This window comes from Kitasatospora sp. NPDC127067 (assembly GCF_042724755.1).
In the GTDB taxonomy this organism is placed as follows: domain Bacteria; phylum Actinomycetota; class Actinomycetes; order Streptomycetales; family Streptomycetaceae; genus Kitasatospora; species Kitasatospora lactacystinica.
In genome coordinates this window covers 1-14250 of record NZ_JBHXEM010000073.1, presented here as the reverse complement: position 1 = coordinate 14250, position 14250 = coordinate 1, and the positions used below count along the sequence as shown (strand labels likewise).

Here is a 14250-nt window from a genome sequence, read left to right as displayed (position 1 = left end):
GGTCAGTGCGGCGGTCCGTGCGGCGGCGGCCCGGATCAGCCTGCCGCCCGCGGGAGTTCGCCGACGCGGTCGACCGCCCCCTTGACGAGGACCGCGGACGTGCCGACCACCGTCCCGGCCGGCCCCGCCTCGCCGGCCTCGCCGAGGACCGTGCGCTCGCCGAGGAACGCGTACGTGGTCCGGTCGAAGACCCACTGCGTCTGCCGCCCGTGCGCCGTACGGGCCACGGCGACGCCCTCCCGGCCGGCGGCGTCCACGGCCGACGGGACCACGGTGACCCCGGGGATCCGCTCGGCGGCCCGGTAGAGCGCGGCACTGACCCGCGGCGGCGCCCAGGTCTCGGCCAGCAGGTCGCCGATCGCCGCGAAGGCCCGCTGGTCCGGGTCCTGGCCCGCACCGCCCTGGCCCGCACCGCGGGTCTGTTCCCGGATCAGCCTCAGCAGGGCGTCCGGGTCGGTGGGCAGGGAGGCGACGTACGCGTGGGTCGGTTCGCCGATCGACGGGCCGCTCCCGCGCGAGGCGTCGGGCCGCGGCGACGCCCCCGGCCGGTCGAGGAGGAGAACCGGCCCGTCCTCGCCGAGCCGGGTGTCGGGCCCGCCCTCCTCGCGCAGCAGGCCGGAACGGCTGCCGTCGGCGGACAGCCAGACCTGCCGGGTGTGCGCGGGAGCCATCGTCACAGGGCCGCCCGCCGCGCTCTGCGCGGCGTAGGCCACCCTGCTCTCGATGAAGACGAACCGGTCGGCGCCGACCGTCGGCTGCTCCGGCCCCGCCGCGGCGGCGAGCGCGATCCGGTCGAGGAGCCGAGCCGCTTCGGAGGCGACGGCGGCACCGCCCTGCGCCACCGTACGGTCGCGCCCGGCCGTCCCCGCGCCCCCGAGGTCCACCGCCAGGACACCGGCGACCGCGAGCGCGCAGGCCAGCGCCGGCACCGCGATCCGGAACCTTGCCGGACGCCGGAACGGGGCCCGCGGGGCGGAGCGGCGGCCCGGCGGCTCCGCGGATGCGGCGGCCCGGCGCAACACCTGTTCCCTCAGCAGCAGTTGACGATCCGCGCCCAGGCCGGGCACCGCCGGCGGCGGCAGCAGCTCGGCGAGCTCGCGGCGCTCGGACTCCTCGGACACGTCCGATCTCCCGGGTTCCTCGGGCCCCCCGGGCTCTTCGGGCTCTCCGGGCTCTCCGGGCTCCCCGGACGACGGGCGCGGCCTACCGCGCCATGGGACGGCGTTCATCCGTGGCTCTCCTGGGTCGACGGCCGGAGCGCGGGCAGGCGGCCCGGTACGGGCAGGGCGGGGACGGCGGCACGGGCCCTGGCGTGCGCCCTGGCCGCGGCTCTGGCCTCGGCATGGGCCTCGGCCTCGGTGAGTTCGCGCAGTCGGGCGCGGGCCCGGGACAGTCGCGAACGGACCGTGCCGACCGGCGTGCCGAGCGCCTCGGCCGCGCTCGCGTAGTCCAGTCCGGCCCACACCACGAGGGTGAAGACCTCCCGGTCGCGGCGCCGGAGCCGGGCGAGCGCCCGGCGGGCGGCACGCAACTGCTCCACGTCCGCGAGATGCGCGACCAGGTCGTCGGCGAAGTCCGGGACCGAACCGCGCTCCGGGATCCGGGCGAGCGCGAGGTCACGGCGCCGACGGGCACGGGCATTGCGGCGCATGACGTTGGTCGCGATCCCCAGCAGCCACGGGCGCAGCCCGTCGCCGTCGGGGTGCAGCCGCTCCCGGCCGCGCCACGCCTCCAGGAAGGTCGTCGAGACGACGTCCTCGGCCTCCGCCCAGTCGCCCGTCACGCGCAGGGCGTAGCGGTACAACACCTGGGCGTGCTCGTCGTACAGCTCGCCCAGGACGTCGGGGTCGCCGCGGCGAAGACGCGTTCTCATGAGTGCTTCCACACTCTGCCCTGCCCGGTCCGGCGCCCGGGTTCCGGTGACGTGCGTCACAGGAACTCCCCCGTCCGTCCGAGCAGTACAGGACATGACCGCAACCTCCGCTCCCCGTTCCGCACGCCGCTCCGTCGCTCGTTCCGTCCCTCGTTCCGCCGCCCGCTCCGCCTCCCGTTCCGTTTCCCGCCGGAACGCCCTCCGGGCCCTGGCCGTCGCCGTCGCCCTGGTCGGCACCTCGACCCCCGCCTTCGGCGGCACGGCCCTCACCGGCACGGCCTTCGCCGCGGAGCCGGAGACGTACACCCTCACCGTCAAGCACCTGGACCGCGCCGGCCGCGCGACCGCACCGTACCGGACCAGCGTCACCGGGATCTCCGGCCCCGGCGCCGACACCTCGGTCCAACTGGACGCCCCCTCCGGCACCACCACCGTGCGGCTGCCCAAGGGCCGGTACCTGCTGGACAGCAATCTGACCTCGGGTCTGGAGCCGGGCGGCACGATCTGGACGGACTGGATCGTCCAGCCGCGCCTCGACCTCGACCACGACACCACCGTCACCGTCGACGCGCGGACCACCGCCCTCGTCGACGTCCGGCCGCCGGACGACACCGCGCGCTTCCGGCACAGTGGGATGTTCGTCGAGGTCACCCACGAGGGTGCCACCCGGACCGTCAACGTCGCCAACGGGTCGCCGAACCTGCGCGTCGCCCACCTCGGACCGGAGACCGGGGCCGGGGAGGTGAAGCAGTGGTTCGACGTCAACTGGGAGACCGGCAGCCGCGGCTACCTGCTCGGCAGGACCTTCTCCGGCACCCGCGCGCTGACCGGGCTCAGCAAGCACTACTCCGCGCGGGAACTGGCCACCGTGAACATCCGCGGTGCCGCCGGACCGGGCGGCGCCGGCACCGCGCTCGTCAGCCTCCAGCCGACCGACGGGGCGAGCATCGGCGAGTCCCGGAGCATCGCCACCCCCGGCACCGCCACCTTCCTCGTCGCACCCGAGCGCGGCACCTGGGACATCGGCGTCACCGTCCCCCGCGCCGACGGCAGCAGGCCGAACCACTACACCGCCGACCGCCTCGCCGTCCGGGCCGGCACCACGACCACCCACACCTTCGACGGCCCCGTCTTCGGCCCCGCACTCACCGACCGGCCCGCCGTCTCCCGCGACGGCGACCGGATCACCGCCGACGTCCCGCTGCTCGCCGACGGCGACGGCCACGCGCCGTGGACCCCGTCGTTCGACACCGCCTACACCTCGCTGTACCGCGACGGCGTGCTGGTCGGCGCCGCGTCCGGCGCGGCGGGACGCGGCGAGTTCACCGTGACCCCCGGCAAGGCCTCGTACCGCCTGGCCGCCACCGCGACCCGCAAGGCCGCGGCCGGCGCGACCACCCGCGTCAACGCGTCCTGGACCTTCACCTCGGCCGCCACCACCGGGCCGACCGCCCTCCCGGTGAGCGTCGTACGGTTCTCCCCCGAGCTCACCCCGGCCGGCACCGCGACGGCCGGCAGCCCGCTGCGCATCCCGGTCACCGTGCAGGGCGCCGCTGCCGACGGCCGCACCCGCTCCCTGACCGTCTCGGCCTCCACCGACGGCGGCGCCTCGTGGACCCGCCTCCCGGTCGAGGCCGGCGCCGTCACCGTCCAGAACCCGCCGGCAGGCACCGCCGTCTCCCTGCACGCCGAACTCACCGACGCCGACGGCAACACCCTCGACCAGACCATCACCGACGCCTACCGCACCCGGTGACCCCCGCCCACACCTGACGGCCGCCCACCGGAAGTCCCGGCCTCGCACGGGTGGAGTGCAGCGGGGTGGCCGGGCCGGTTCTCACCGGCCCGGCCGCCGATGACCGCCACCGGACGGCAAGGGGCTCCCCGCGCCCGCCGATCTCGCGGAACGGATCTGCGGGGAGAGTTCGGGGTCAGGCGGGGGTGGCGGTCAGGAGGCGGGCCGTCGGGTTGAGGTTGCGGTGGATCTCCAGTGCGGCGGTGGAGCGGTTCAGGGTGATGTAGTGCAGGCCGGGGGCTCCCTCGTGGAGGAGGCGCTCGGCCATCCGGGTGGCGTGGTCGACGCCGATCCGGTGGGCCGCCGCGCGGTCGCCGCGGGCCGCTTCCAGTCGCCGCGCCAGGCCGGCCGGGAAGGACGCGCCGCTGAGCTCGGCGAAGCGGCTGATCTGGCGCACGTCGGTGGCGGGCATGATCTCGGGGATGACCGGGGTGTCGCAGCCCGCCGCGGCCAGCCGGTCGCGCAGCCGCAGGTAGTGCTCGACCTCGAAGAACATCTGGGTGACGGCGTAGTCGGCGCCGGCGCGGCACTTGGCGACGAAGTGCCGGATGTCGCCGTCCCAGTCCGCCGAGCGCGGGTGGCGTTCCGGGAAGGCGGCCACGCCGACGGTGAACGCGCCGCAGTCCTTGACCAGTTGGACCAGCTCGGCCGCGTACCGCAGGCCCTGCGGGTGCGGCTGCCAGGCGCCATTGGGGTTGCCCGGCGGGTCGCCGCGCAGGGCGAGGACGTCGCGGATGCCGGCGTCCGCGTAGCGCCGCAGGACGGCCTGGAGTTCGGCCGTGGAGTGGCCGACGGCGGTCAGGTGGGCCACCGGGCGCAGGGTGGTCTGCGAGGCGATCAGCTCGGTGGTGCCGATGGTGCGGTCGCGCGAGGAGCCGCCGGCGCCGTAGGTGACCGAGACGAAGGTCGGCGCGACCGCCTCCACCCGCCGGATCGCGGCCCACAGGGCGCGTTCACCGGCCTCGTCCTTGGCGGGGAAGAACTCGAAGGAGTACGTCCGCTCGCCGGCCGCGAGGATCTCGCGCAGGCCGCGCGGGGCGGCGGGCCGGGTGCTCTGGTCCATGGGGTTCACCTCTGGTGGTGGTGTCGGTCGGGGATGCGGGGCAGCTCCCCCACCTTGCCCGGGCACCCGCAACAGGACTGTCACAGCGCTGTGTTGACGCCCGCGTCGCGCCGGACGGCACTGCGCCGGCCGGACGGGAGGCGCCGCGGCGAACCCTCTTCATTACCCTAGGGGGGTATGGTATGTTCACCAGCGAAGCAGCCGCCCGGACAGCCCGGCCGGCGCCGGGCACCCACGACAGGAGCACACCCATGAGCGAGACCACCGTCACCGTCGAGTCCGCCGCCACCGAGACCTCCTCCTGCTGCGGCTCGTGCGGCACCGGCGCGGCCCCGGCCGCCGAGTCCGCCCGGACCTCGGTCTTCCAGGTGAAGGGCATGACCTGCGGCCACTGCGTCACCTCGGTGACCGCCGAGCTGAAGAAGCTCGACGGCGTCGACGACGTCGCCGTGGACCTCGCCACCGGCAAGGTCACCGTCGGCAGCACCCGGTCGCTCGCCGACTCCGAGGTGGCCGCCGCCGTCGACGAGGCCGGCTACGACCTGGTCGGCCGCGTCGAGGGCTGACCCGCGGACGTCGGCCCGGGCGGGCACCACCCCGCCCGTCCGGGCCGACTCCCCCTACCGCGCCGCCGGTAGAGTGTGGGCACGCCTCACCGCACAGGAACCGGAGACGGCCATGGCCAGCTACAGCTCCCACAAGGACGACTTCCTCAAGCGGCTCCGCCGCATCGAGGGCCAGATCCGTGGTCTTCAGCGCATGGTCGAGCAGGACACCTACTGCATCGATGTCCTGACCCAGGTCTCCGCCGCCAGTCGCGCCCTCCAGTCCTTCGCCCTCCAACTCCTCGACGAGCACATCGAATGCTGCGTCCGGGACGCCATCGCCGAGGGCGGCCAGGAGGCGAGCACCAAGATCCGCGAGGCCAATCAGGCCATCGCCCGTCTGGTCAGGTCCTGACCCTCGTCAGCGACGAAGGCTCCACCCCGGCTCCCGGCTGCTCGCGCGCCGGGAGCCGTCGCCGTTACGGGGTGGGGGTATGCTCGACGGCCATCCGGCTTGTGGAGCAGCCGACTTGGGGGATCAACCGGGTCGTCGATCGACGACGCCCCGACACCCCGACGCCCTCAGACCCGGTCGAGCGGGCGGTGCGGGCCGTCGGGCAGCTCGACCGCGACGGTGTCGCCGGGCCGGACCGGACCGCCGGTGCGGACGATGCCCATGATTCCGGCGCGGCGCACGATCGTGCCGTCCTCGGCGCGGCCGACGACCTGCTTGAGCAGGCCGGGCCGGTAGGCGTCGATCTGGGCGCACGGGTTGCGCAGGCCGGTGATCTCCACCGCCGCCTCCGGGCCGATCCGCAGCACGGCGCCGACCGGCAGGCCGAGCAGGTCCACGCCCTCGGTGGTGATGTTCTCGCCGAGCGCGCCCGGTGCCACGTCGAAGCCCGACTCGCCGAGTTCGGCGAGCAGTTCGCGGTGGATCAGGTGGACCTGGCGCAGGTTGGGCAGGGTCGGGTCCTGGGCGACGCGGGAACGGTGCCTGACCGTCACCCCGGCGTGCACGTCGCCCTCGACGCCGAGTCCGGCGAGCAGCATGATGCCGTCCCGGTTCGGCTTGGTGAACGAGTACTCGGCGTTGCTGCTGACTGCCACCACGGTGCCGCTCATGTTCCGGACTCCCTTCACGGACGTTCGTTCGATCGGCGCTGAAGCACGGCCACCGTACGGTCAGCCCTCCGAGGGTGCCCGCAGCAGCGGCAGCACGACCTCGTCCAGGATCTCCTCCACCACCTGGTCCGGCGCCACCGTCCCGCCCGTCAGGAAGGCGTCGCGCAGCAGGTCGAGCGGGAGCGAGACGACCCTCGGGGTGATCCGGTCGGGGTTGATCTCGCCCCGGTCGGCGGCTCTGCGCAGCATCGTCTCCAGGGTGTTCACCGGGCCGTCGGAGGTCAGCGAGCCGGTGAAGCGGGCCCGGAGTTCCGGGTCGCGGAGCAGGTCGACCAGGAAGGCGTGCACGGCCTCGCCCGGCAGGTCGTCGAAGCGGTGCAGCAGGCTGCGCATGAAGAGCAGCATGTCGGTGCGCAACTCGCCGGTGTCCGGCGGTTCCTGGAAGTCCGGGGCGTTGTGGCCGAGGGCGGCGATGACCAGGGCGGGGCGGTTCGGCCAGCGTCGGTAGAGCACCGGTTTGCTGGTCCGGGCGCGGGCGGCGACGCCGTCCATGGTGAGCCGGTCGTAGCCGTGCTCGACGAGTTCGCCCCAGACGGCGTCCAGGATCGCCCGTTCCAGTTCGTCGCCGCGCCGCCGCGCCGGCTTGCCCTGCTCCACGGGTTTCCGCACCCACCCCTCGTAGATACGTTGCGTTTCTTGCGGGCCCGAGTCTACAGTCGGAAGCAGGAAACGCGCCGTATCTTATGGCCGGACGGCCGAGGGGGATCCGTCATGCTCACCGTTCACAGCACTCGCCCCGCCCACCCCGACCGTGCGACCGAGGCCCTGGTGGTCGGCGCCGGCCCGGTGGGCCTCGCGCTCGCCCTCGGCCTGGCCCGCGCCGGGGTCGCCTGCCGCATCGTCGAGCGGGAGCCGGGCTTCCGCGACCGGGGCGTGCGCGGCAAGGGGATCACCCCGCGCACGCTGGAGGTCTTCCACGACCTCGGCGTCGCGGACGCGATCCTCGACCGGGGCACGCTCAACCTCAAGGTCCGCACCTACGAGGGCGACCGGATCGTCGGGGAGGTCGACCCGGCGCCCACCAACCGCCCGACCCCCGACCGCCCGTACAACGGCATGCTGCTGCTCGCCCAGCACCACACCGAGGCCGTGCTGCGCGAGCGGCTCGCCGGGTACGGCGTCACCGTCGAGACCGGCACCGAGCTGGTCGGCCACACCCAGGACGCGGACGGCGTGCTCGCCACCCTCCGCCGCGACGGCCGCACCCAGCAGCTGGGCGCCCGCTACCTCGTCGGCTGCGACGGCGGCCGCAGCACCGTCCGCAAACTGGCCGGCATCCCCTTCCTCGGCGAGACCTGGGACGAGGAACGCTTCCTGATGGCCACCCTGGACGTGGACGGCCTGGACGCCGACCGCATGCACCTGTGGAACCACCCCCGACTGGGGGTCGGCGCCCTGGTGCTGGTCCCGATGCGCGAGGACGACACCTGGGCCGCGCACGTCCTCGTCGAACCGGACGGGCACGGCGAGCTGCCGGCCCCGACCCCGGAGACCTTCCGCCGGCTGTTCGCCGAACGGGCCGGCCTGCCCGGGGTCCGGCTGCACGAGCCGACCTGGTCCACCGTCTGGCGGCCGACGGTCCGGATGGTCGAACGCTACCGCGACGGCCGGGTGTTCCTCGCCGGGGACGCCGCGCACTGCCACTCGGCGGCGGGCGGCCAGGGCATGAACACCGGTATCCAGGACGCGCACAACCTGAGCTGGAAGCTGGCCGCCGTGCTGCGCGGCGCACCCGAGGCACTGCTGGACAGCTACCAGGCCGAGCGGCTGCCGGTCGCCGCCGCCGTCCTGGCCGCCACCTCCACCCAGCACCGCAGGCTGTTCAGCGCCGACGGCGCCCGCGCCCTCACCGACCAGTTCCGCACCATGTCCAATGCGGCGGGGGCCGACTTCACCGGGCTGTCGGTCGGCTACCGGGGCGGGCCGCTCGGCCGCGACCTCGACGACACCACCGGCATCCGGGCCGGCGACCGCGCCCCCGACGCGCCCTGCACCACCGCCGACGACACGCCGACCCGGCTCTTCGACCTGTTCCGCGGCCCGCACCTCACCCTGCTGACGGTCGGCGAGCACCCGGCCCTGGCCGGACCGCCCGGCGGCCCGGACCTGCCCGCCGACTCCACCCCGTCCGACCCGTTCGGTCCGCCCGCCCTCCCGGGCCTGCGCCGGGCGGCCGTGCTCGACCCCGGTGGCCACGTCGCCCGGGCGTACGGGCTCCGCGGCGACGCCGTCGTGCTGGTCCGCCCGGACGGCTACGTCTCGCTGACCGGCGCCACCGTCGACCGGGCCACCCTCGCCGCCCACCTGGCGGACTACGCCCCGGTGGGCTGAGCCCCGCCCCGCGGCCGCTCGACGGCCCCGGCCCCGCTGCCGCTCCCGACCCCGCTCCCGCTCCCGCCCCGAGCCCGTTCGTCGGCGTCGGCGAGCCACAAGTACACCGGCGCGAGCCCGAGTTCGATCGCCATCAGCACCAGCTGGAACCAGTGCGGCCGGCCGTCCACCACGATCGACAGCACCCGCGCGAGGCCGCCCAGCAGGAGCACCGCCGCCAGCCGCCGGACCGTCCGGGCGGGCACCGGCGCCTGCCGGGCGGCCCGGATCCAGGCGACGCCGTACCCGGCGAAGACCGCGCCCATGAAGCGGCCGAAGCTGCCGACCGTCGGACCGGCGTCCGCGATCCCGGGCATCGCGGCGTTTCCCAGCAGGATGTGGAGGAACCCGATCGCCACGCAGGCGATCCCCATCGTCCACGTGAGCACCCGTAACGCCTTGGCCATGACCCACCCACCCGTCAGAGGTCTGGTTGACACGTGTCTACCAATCGTGCCCCACCAAGCCGGCGCCGACAAGTAGACATGTGTCAAGTAGCCTGGCCCGCATGCCAGTCCACGAACGACGCCGTCGGCTCTCCCTCCCCGAGCGACGCGCCCAGCTGCTCTCCGTCGGCGCCCGACTGTTCGCCGAACGGCCGTACGAGGAGGTGCTGATGGAGGAGGTCGCCGAGCGGGCCGGAGTCTCCCGCGCGCTGCTGTACCGGCACTTCGCGAGCAAGCACGACCTCTTCGCCGCGGTCTACCGGGAGGCCGCCGACGGCCTGCTCGCCAAGACCCGCTTCGACCCGGCCGACACCCTGATCGAGCAGCTGGTCGAGGGCATGGACGCCCACCTGGACTACTTCATCGCCAACCGGCACGCCGTGCTCACGGCCAACCGGGTGCTGGCCGGGGACCAGGTGATCCAGACGATCATCGCCGAGGAGCTCGACGCCCTGCGCGGCCGGCTGCTCGGCGTCCTCCCGCTCGCGGACGAGCGGGCGCGGCAGGCGGTGTCACAGGTCCTGCGCAGCTGGCTGGTGTTCGTCCGGGTGCTGGTCATCGACTGGCTGACCGAGGAGACCTGCACCCGCACCGAGCTGCGGGACGCCTGCATCGGTGCCGTACTGGGCGCCCTCCGGCCGCTGCTGCCCGCCGATCCGGCGCCCGACCGGGGGCACCGAGGGCATATCATCGGGGCGTAACGGGAGAAGCACCACAAGCGTCCAATTGCCTATGAATATATGACAATTACGCGCTTCGACTCCCCTCGACCAGCCGGACCTCCGAACCCCGCGAAGGGACCCATGGACTCCGTCGCAGCCGACCCCCGGACCACCCTCCCCCCACTCCACCGGCTCCCCCTCACCCCTGCCCAGCCGCCCCACCCCACCACCCTCCCGGACGGCACCCCCGCGTGGCTGATCACCCGCTACCACGACGTCCGGCAGGTCCTCGGCGACCCCCGGGTCACCCGGGCCGACCTGCATGACGTCGGCACCGCGGGTGCCACCGCCGACGTGGCCGCCAACCCGGCGTCCCTGTTCAACCAGGACGGGCCCGCCCACCGCCGGCTGCGCGGCACCGCCCAACGGGCCTTCACCCCGCGCGCCATCGCCGGCTGGCAGCCCTGGGTCGCCGCCGCCGTCCAGCAGTCCGTGGACCGGCTGGTCGCCGCCGGCCCGCCGGCCGACCTCGTCCCCGCGTTCGCCCGGCCGGTGCCGTTCGCCGTCACCACCCGGCTGATGGGGCTCGACGGGGACGGGCCCGACCATCTGGACGAGGAGCGGCTGCACCGCTGGACGCTCGCCCTGCTCGCCCAGGGCGAGGACGAGGGCGGGAACCGGAGCTCGAACCAGAACGAGGGCCAGAACGGGAGCCCGGCCGAGGGCCAGGCCGAGGACCGGGGCGAGGAGCGACGCGGCACCGAGACCGGTCACGATGACACCCTCGCCGAATTCGGCGCCTTCATGGGCGAGTTGGTCGCCCGCCGGCGCCGCGAGCCCGGTGACGACCTGGTCAGCCGGCTGGTCCGGGCCGCGGACCAGGACGGCGGCGTCCCCGAGGAGTCCCTCGTCTTCCTGGTCGCCGGGCTCACCGCCAGCGGCAACGAGAGCGTCGCCGGGGCCCTCGCCAACGCCCTGGTCTACGTACTCGGCGAACGCCCCGAGCACTGGCCGCGCCTCGCCGACCCGGCCATCGCCGAGCGCACCGCCGAACGCCTGCTGCACTACATCCCGCTCGGCGACGACGAGGCCACCATCCGCCGCACCACCGCGCCGATCGAGGTCGGTGACGTCACCATCCCGGCCGGCTCGGTCGTCGCCGTCAGCCTCGGCAGCGCCAACCGCGACCCGGCCGTCCATCCCGAGGGCCTCGACGCCGACCTCGGCCTCCCGCTCGCCGCCCCCACCCTCGCCTTCAGCGCCGGACCGCACTACTGCATCGGCGCCTGGCGGGTCCGGCTGGAGATGCGCGAGTCCCTGCACCGCCTCGCCACCGCGCTGCCCGGCCTGCGCCTCACCGTCCCGGTCGCGGACCTCGCCTGGCAGCTCGGCGGCACCACCCGGAGCCCGGCCCGCCTCCCGGTGGACTGGTAGCCGCGTCCGGGAGCGCGGTCGGCGCCCCGCTCGGCGCCAGCCGTCGGGCAGGGCGCTCGGCCACCGCTCCCGGCGCCGCTCGACGCACTCGGCGTCGCTGCGCCGGTGCTCATGTTCCCGCCGGACAGCGGCTGTTCCTCCGCACCGTTCGCCCGAACAGCTCGTCCGAACGGCTCATCCGAACAGCCCGTCCCCCAGCGTCCCGCCCTCGGGCGCGCCCGGCAGCACGTAGGCCACCGCCGAGGCCGTGTGCTCGACGAAGGCGTTGAGGGCGTCGCGGGCGGCCAGCCGGTTCTGGACCCGGGTGAACTGGGCCGGGTCGCGCACGAAGGCGCAGAACAGCAGGCCCCGGTCGCCCGGGCCGTCGTCGTAGCTGTAGCCGCGCCGCAGCATCCGGGCGCCGCCGTCCAGCCGGGGGCTGGAGAGGCGGACGTGGGCGGTGGCCGGGATGACGTACGAGCCGTCCGGGTTCTTGGTGTAGATGTCCGGCTCGTCGTGCTCCGCCGTGCCGGTGAGCGGGGCGCCGTCGCCGGCCCGGCGGCCCATCACCTGCTCCTGGCGGTCCCCGGGGAGGGCGGCGAAGGCGGCGGTGTCCATCCGGATCCGGCGGTAGACCAGCGCCGTCCCGTGCTCGTACGGTCCCGGCGGACCCCAGACCCACTGCCCGCTGTCCGTACCGTCCGGGTTCGCCGTGCCGTCCTTGAAGCCGAACAGGTTGCGCGGGGTGGCGCCCCCGGTCGTCCGGGCCAGGAAGCCGGACTGCGTCCAGCGCACCGTCGCGCCGGCCGCCCGGGCCGCATCGCCCACCTGCTCGGCGACCACGGACAGCGGCCAGCGGTCCACCGCGCACAGCTGGACCACCAGGTCGCCGCCGCCGCGCGCCGGGTCGAGCCGGTCCCCGGGGAAGGCGGGCAGCTCGGTCAGCAGGGCCGGCGGAACGTTCAGCCCCAGCCGGGCGGCGAGGCCCGGCCCGACCCCCACCAGGCTGCTGAGCCCGGCCGGCCGTCCGTCCCGCAGCCGCGCGTCCGCCGGGCGGGCGCCCGCCGCCTCGGCCAGCACCCGGGTCAGCCCGCCGAGCAGGCCGCGCAGGGCGGCCCGCCCGTCCGAGGTCGCGGCGGGCGCCAGGTCGAGGGCCAGCAGCTGGGTGGCCGGCTGCTGCGGGGCCGTCACCCCGGCCTGCCGTTCGCCGTGGAAGGGCACGGCGGACGGCTCCGGCGCCGCCGCCGGCCGGCCGGGGTCCGCCCGGCCGTCGCCGCCGCCCAGGGCCAGCGCCGCGGCCCCGGCACCGAGTCCGGCGGCCGCCACCGCCCCGCCCGTGATCAGAGCCCTCCGACCCACACCGGTCCTGACGGTCGGTGTCCGGTCCTGCGCCTTTCCGGCTTCGGCATGCATGGGCGACATTGGAGACGATAGAACACGCCGTATGCAACTTTTGACCACCCGTCACCCCGGCCCGACCGCAACACCCTCACGCGGGACCCGAACCGTCAGGCGTCTGCCCGCGCTGCTCGCCGCCGCCGTCCTCGCCCTCACCGGCTGTTCCTCGGGCGGCTCGGCCTCCTCCGACGCCAAGCACCCGGACGGCACGGTCATCCGGGTCCCGCAGCACTTCCCGACCGTCCAGCAGGCCGTGGACGTGGCCCGCGAGGGGGACACCGTGCTGGTCGACCCGGGCACCTACCGGGAGAGCGTGCGCCTCACCAAGCCCAAGATCGTGCTGCGCGGCACCGACCGCAACACCGTGGTCCTGGACGGCGGCCTGCGGCTGGTCAACGGCATCACCGTCTCCGGCCCCGGCTCGGTGGTGGAGAACCTCACCGTCCACGGCTACCTCGCCAACGGCGTGCTGTTCACCGGCGTCACCGACGAGAAGCTGCAGCAGCACGGCGCCGGCGGCTCCGCCTACGACCCGCTGGACACCGTCCGCTTCCCGCCCGTCCAGGGCTTCCGCGCCAGCAACGTCACCGCCTACAACAACGGCCTGTACGGCATCTACGCCTTCGACGCCCGCGGCGGAGTCATCGAGGACTCGTACGCCTCCGGGGGCGCCGACTCCGGCATCTACGTCGGCCAGTGCAAGCCCTGCGACACCCTGGTGCGGGGCAACACCGTCGAGCGCAACGCCGTCGGCATCGAGATCACCAACGCCTCCGACAACCTCACCGTCGTCGGCAACCTGGTCCGCGGCAACCGGGTCGGCGTCACCCTCAACTCCAACGACCTCGAAGCCCTCGCCCCGCAGCACGGCGCGGTGCTCGCGGGCAACGTCGTCACCGACAACAACGCCACCGACACCCCCCAACAGGCCGACGGCGCCTACGGCATCGGCATCGGGATCGGCGGCGGCACCGTCAACCAGGTGCAGCGCAACCTGGTCCGGGGCAACCGCGCGGCCGGGATCCTCGTCACCGACCCGCCCGGGCACCCGGCGAGCGGCAACCGCGTCGAGGACAACCGGGCCACCGGCAACGGCACCGACCTGGTGCTCGCCTCCGTCGACCCGGGCAACTGCTTCACCGGCAACCAGCCGGCCGTCCAGAGCCCGGACGGCCTGGAGGGCCTGGCGGGCTGCGCCGTCCAGGGCCGCGGCGCCCCGCCCCTCGGCCGGACCAGCCCGGTCCAGTCGCCGCCCGGCATCCCGTTCAGCCAGGTCCCGGCCCCGCCGGCCCAGCCGTCGCTGCCGGACCCGACCGCGCCCGGCCGCCCGGCGACCGACCTCCCGGGCCCGGTCGACCCCGGCGCCTACCCGCTGCCGGAGTCCGCGGACGCCGTGCCGAAGCACTGACCCCGGGCGCGACCGGGGGCGCGGGCGCTCGGGTCGCGTTCACGTCCGTTTTATTTTTAGAAAGCCCCGCCCCGACGTGTCCAGAAGATATC

At 74.9% G+C, this 14250-nt stretch carries 14 protein-coding genes; 7 read left to right on the top strand and 7 right to left on the bottom strand.

What is annotated here, in order from left to right; all coding sequences use genetic code 11:
- Window positions 1–35: 35 nt before the first annotated feature.
- On the bottom strand, window positions 36–1121 hold the full coding sequence (locus ACFWJ4_RS26140; protein ID WP_380547579.1) for a CU044_5270 family protein: 1086 nt from the start codon (window positions 1119–1121) through the stop codon (window positions 36–38).
- Between the two features lie 104 nt (window positions 1122–1225).
- Complete coding sequence (locus ACFWJ4_RS26135; RefSeq protein WP_380547576.1) at window positions 1226–1873, bottom strand: RNA polymerase sigma factor; 648 nt, start codon at window positions 1871–1873, stop codon at window positions 1226–1228.
- Between the two features lie 94 nt (window positions 1874–1967).
- On the opposite strand from ACFWJ4_RS26135, the gene ACFWJ4_RS26130 reads away from it, so the two are divergent.
- Entirely contained in the window at window positions 1968–3629 is a 1662-nt protein-coding gene (locus ACFWJ4_RS26130; protein ID WP_380547574.1) for a serine protease, read from the top strand.
- Between the two features lie 175 nt (window positions 3630–3804).
- Here ACFWJ4_RS26130 and metF read toward each other — a convergent pair whose 3' ends face one another.
- On the bottom strand, window positions 3805–4731 hold the full coding sequence (gene metF, locus ACFWJ4_RS26125) for a methylenetetrahydrofolate reductase [NAD(P)H] (protein ID WP_380547571.1): 927 nt from the start codon (window positions 4729–4731) through the stop codon (window positions 3805–3807).
- 251 nt (window positions 4732–4982) lie between these two features.
- Here metF and ACFWJ4_RS26120 point away from each other — a divergent pair, with 251 nt between their 5' ends.
- The gene (locus ACFWJ4_RS26120) at window positions 4983–5297 is read left to right on the top strand and encodes a heavy-metal-associated domain-containing protein (protein WP_380547568.1); all 315 of its coding nucleotides are present in this window, start codon (window positions 4983–4985) and stop codon (window positions 5295–5297) included.
- A 112-nt stretch (window positions 5298–5409) separates the two neighbouring features.
- On the top strand, window positions 5410–5691 hold the full coding sequence (locus ACFWJ4_RS26115) for a metal-sensitive transcriptional regulator (protein WP_224282060.1): 282 nt from the start codon (window positions 5410–5412) through the stop codon (window positions 5689–5691).
- Window positions 5692–5858: 167 nt separating this feature from the next.
- Here ACFWJ4_RS26115 and ACFWJ4_RS26110 read toward each other — a convergent pair whose 3' ends face one another.
- Both ACFWJ4_RS26110 and ACFWJ4_RS26105 read right to left on the bottom strand, forming a co-directional pair.
- On the bottom strand, window positions 5859–6401 hold the full coding sequence (locus ACFWJ4_RS26110) for an MOSC domain-containing protein (protein ID WP_380547564.1): 543 nt from the start codon (window positions 6399–6401) through the stop codon (window positions 5859–5861).
- A gap of 60 nt (window positions 6402–6461) precedes the next feature.
- Window positions 6462–7070: a TetR/AcrR family transcriptional regulator gene (locus ACFWJ4_RS26105; RefSeq protein WP_380547561.1), complete on the bottom strand. Its 609-nt coding sequence runs from the start codon at window positions 7068–7070 to the stop codon at window positions 6462–6464.
- 102 nt (window positions 7071–7172) lie between these two features.
- Between ACFWJ4_RS26105 and ACFWJ4_RS26100 the strand changes: the two genes are divergently transcribed.
- On the top strand, window positions 7173–8792 hold the full coding sequence (locus tag ACFWJ4_RS26100; RefSeq protein WP_380547558.1) for an FAD-dependent monooxygenase: 1620 nt from the start codon (window positions 7173–7175) through the stop codon (window positions 8790–8792).
- On the opposite strand, the gene ACFWJ4_RS26095 is transcribed toward ACFWJ4_RS26100, so the two are convergent.
- A complete protein-coding gene (locus ACFWJ4_RS26095; RefSeq protein WP_380547555.1) occupies window positions 8774–9238 on the bottom strand; it encodes a DUF4345 domain-containing protein in 465 nt (154 codons plus the stop codon). The two genes, ACFWJ4_RS26100 and ACFWJ4_RS26095, sit on opposite strands and share 19 nt — an antisense overlap.
- Window positions 9239–9339: 101 nt before the next feature.
- Here ACFWJ4_RS26095 and ACFWJ4_RS26090 point away from each other — a divergent pair, with 101 nt between their 5' ends.
- Complete coding sequence (locus tag ACFWJ4_RS26090; protein WP_380547552.1) at window positions 9340–9978, top strand: TetR/AcrR family transcriptional regulator; 639 nt, start codon at window positions 9340–9342, stop codon at window positions 9976–9978.
- Between the two features lie 102 nt (window positions 9979–10080).
- Window positions 10081–11373: a cytochrome P450 gene (locus ACFWJ4_RS26085; protein ID WP_380547549.1), complete on the top strand. Its 1293-nt coding sequence runs from the start codon at window positions 10081–10083 to the stop codon at window positions 11371–11373.
- Window positions 11374–11547: 174 nt separating this feature from the next.
- Here ACFWJ4_RS26085 and ACFWJ4_RS26080 read toward each other — a convergent pair whose 3' ends face one another.
- A complete protein-coding gene (locus ACFWJ4_RS26080; RefSeq protein WP_380547546.1) occupies window positions 11548–12765 on the bottom strand; it encodes a Dyp-type peroxidase in 1218 nt (405 codons plus the stop codon).
- A gap of 31 nt (window positions 12766–12796) precedes the next feature.
- Between ACFWJ4_RS26080 and ACFWJ4_RS26075 the strand changes: the two genes are divergently transcribed.
- Window positions 12797–14158 (top strand): right-handed parallel beta-helix repeat-containing protein, encoded by a 1362-nt coding sequence (locus tag ACFWJ4_RS26075; RefSeq protein ID WP_380547543.1) that lies wholly within the window; start codon window positions 12797–12799, stop codon window positions 14156–14158.
- Window positions 14159–14250: the final 92 nt, after the last annotated feature.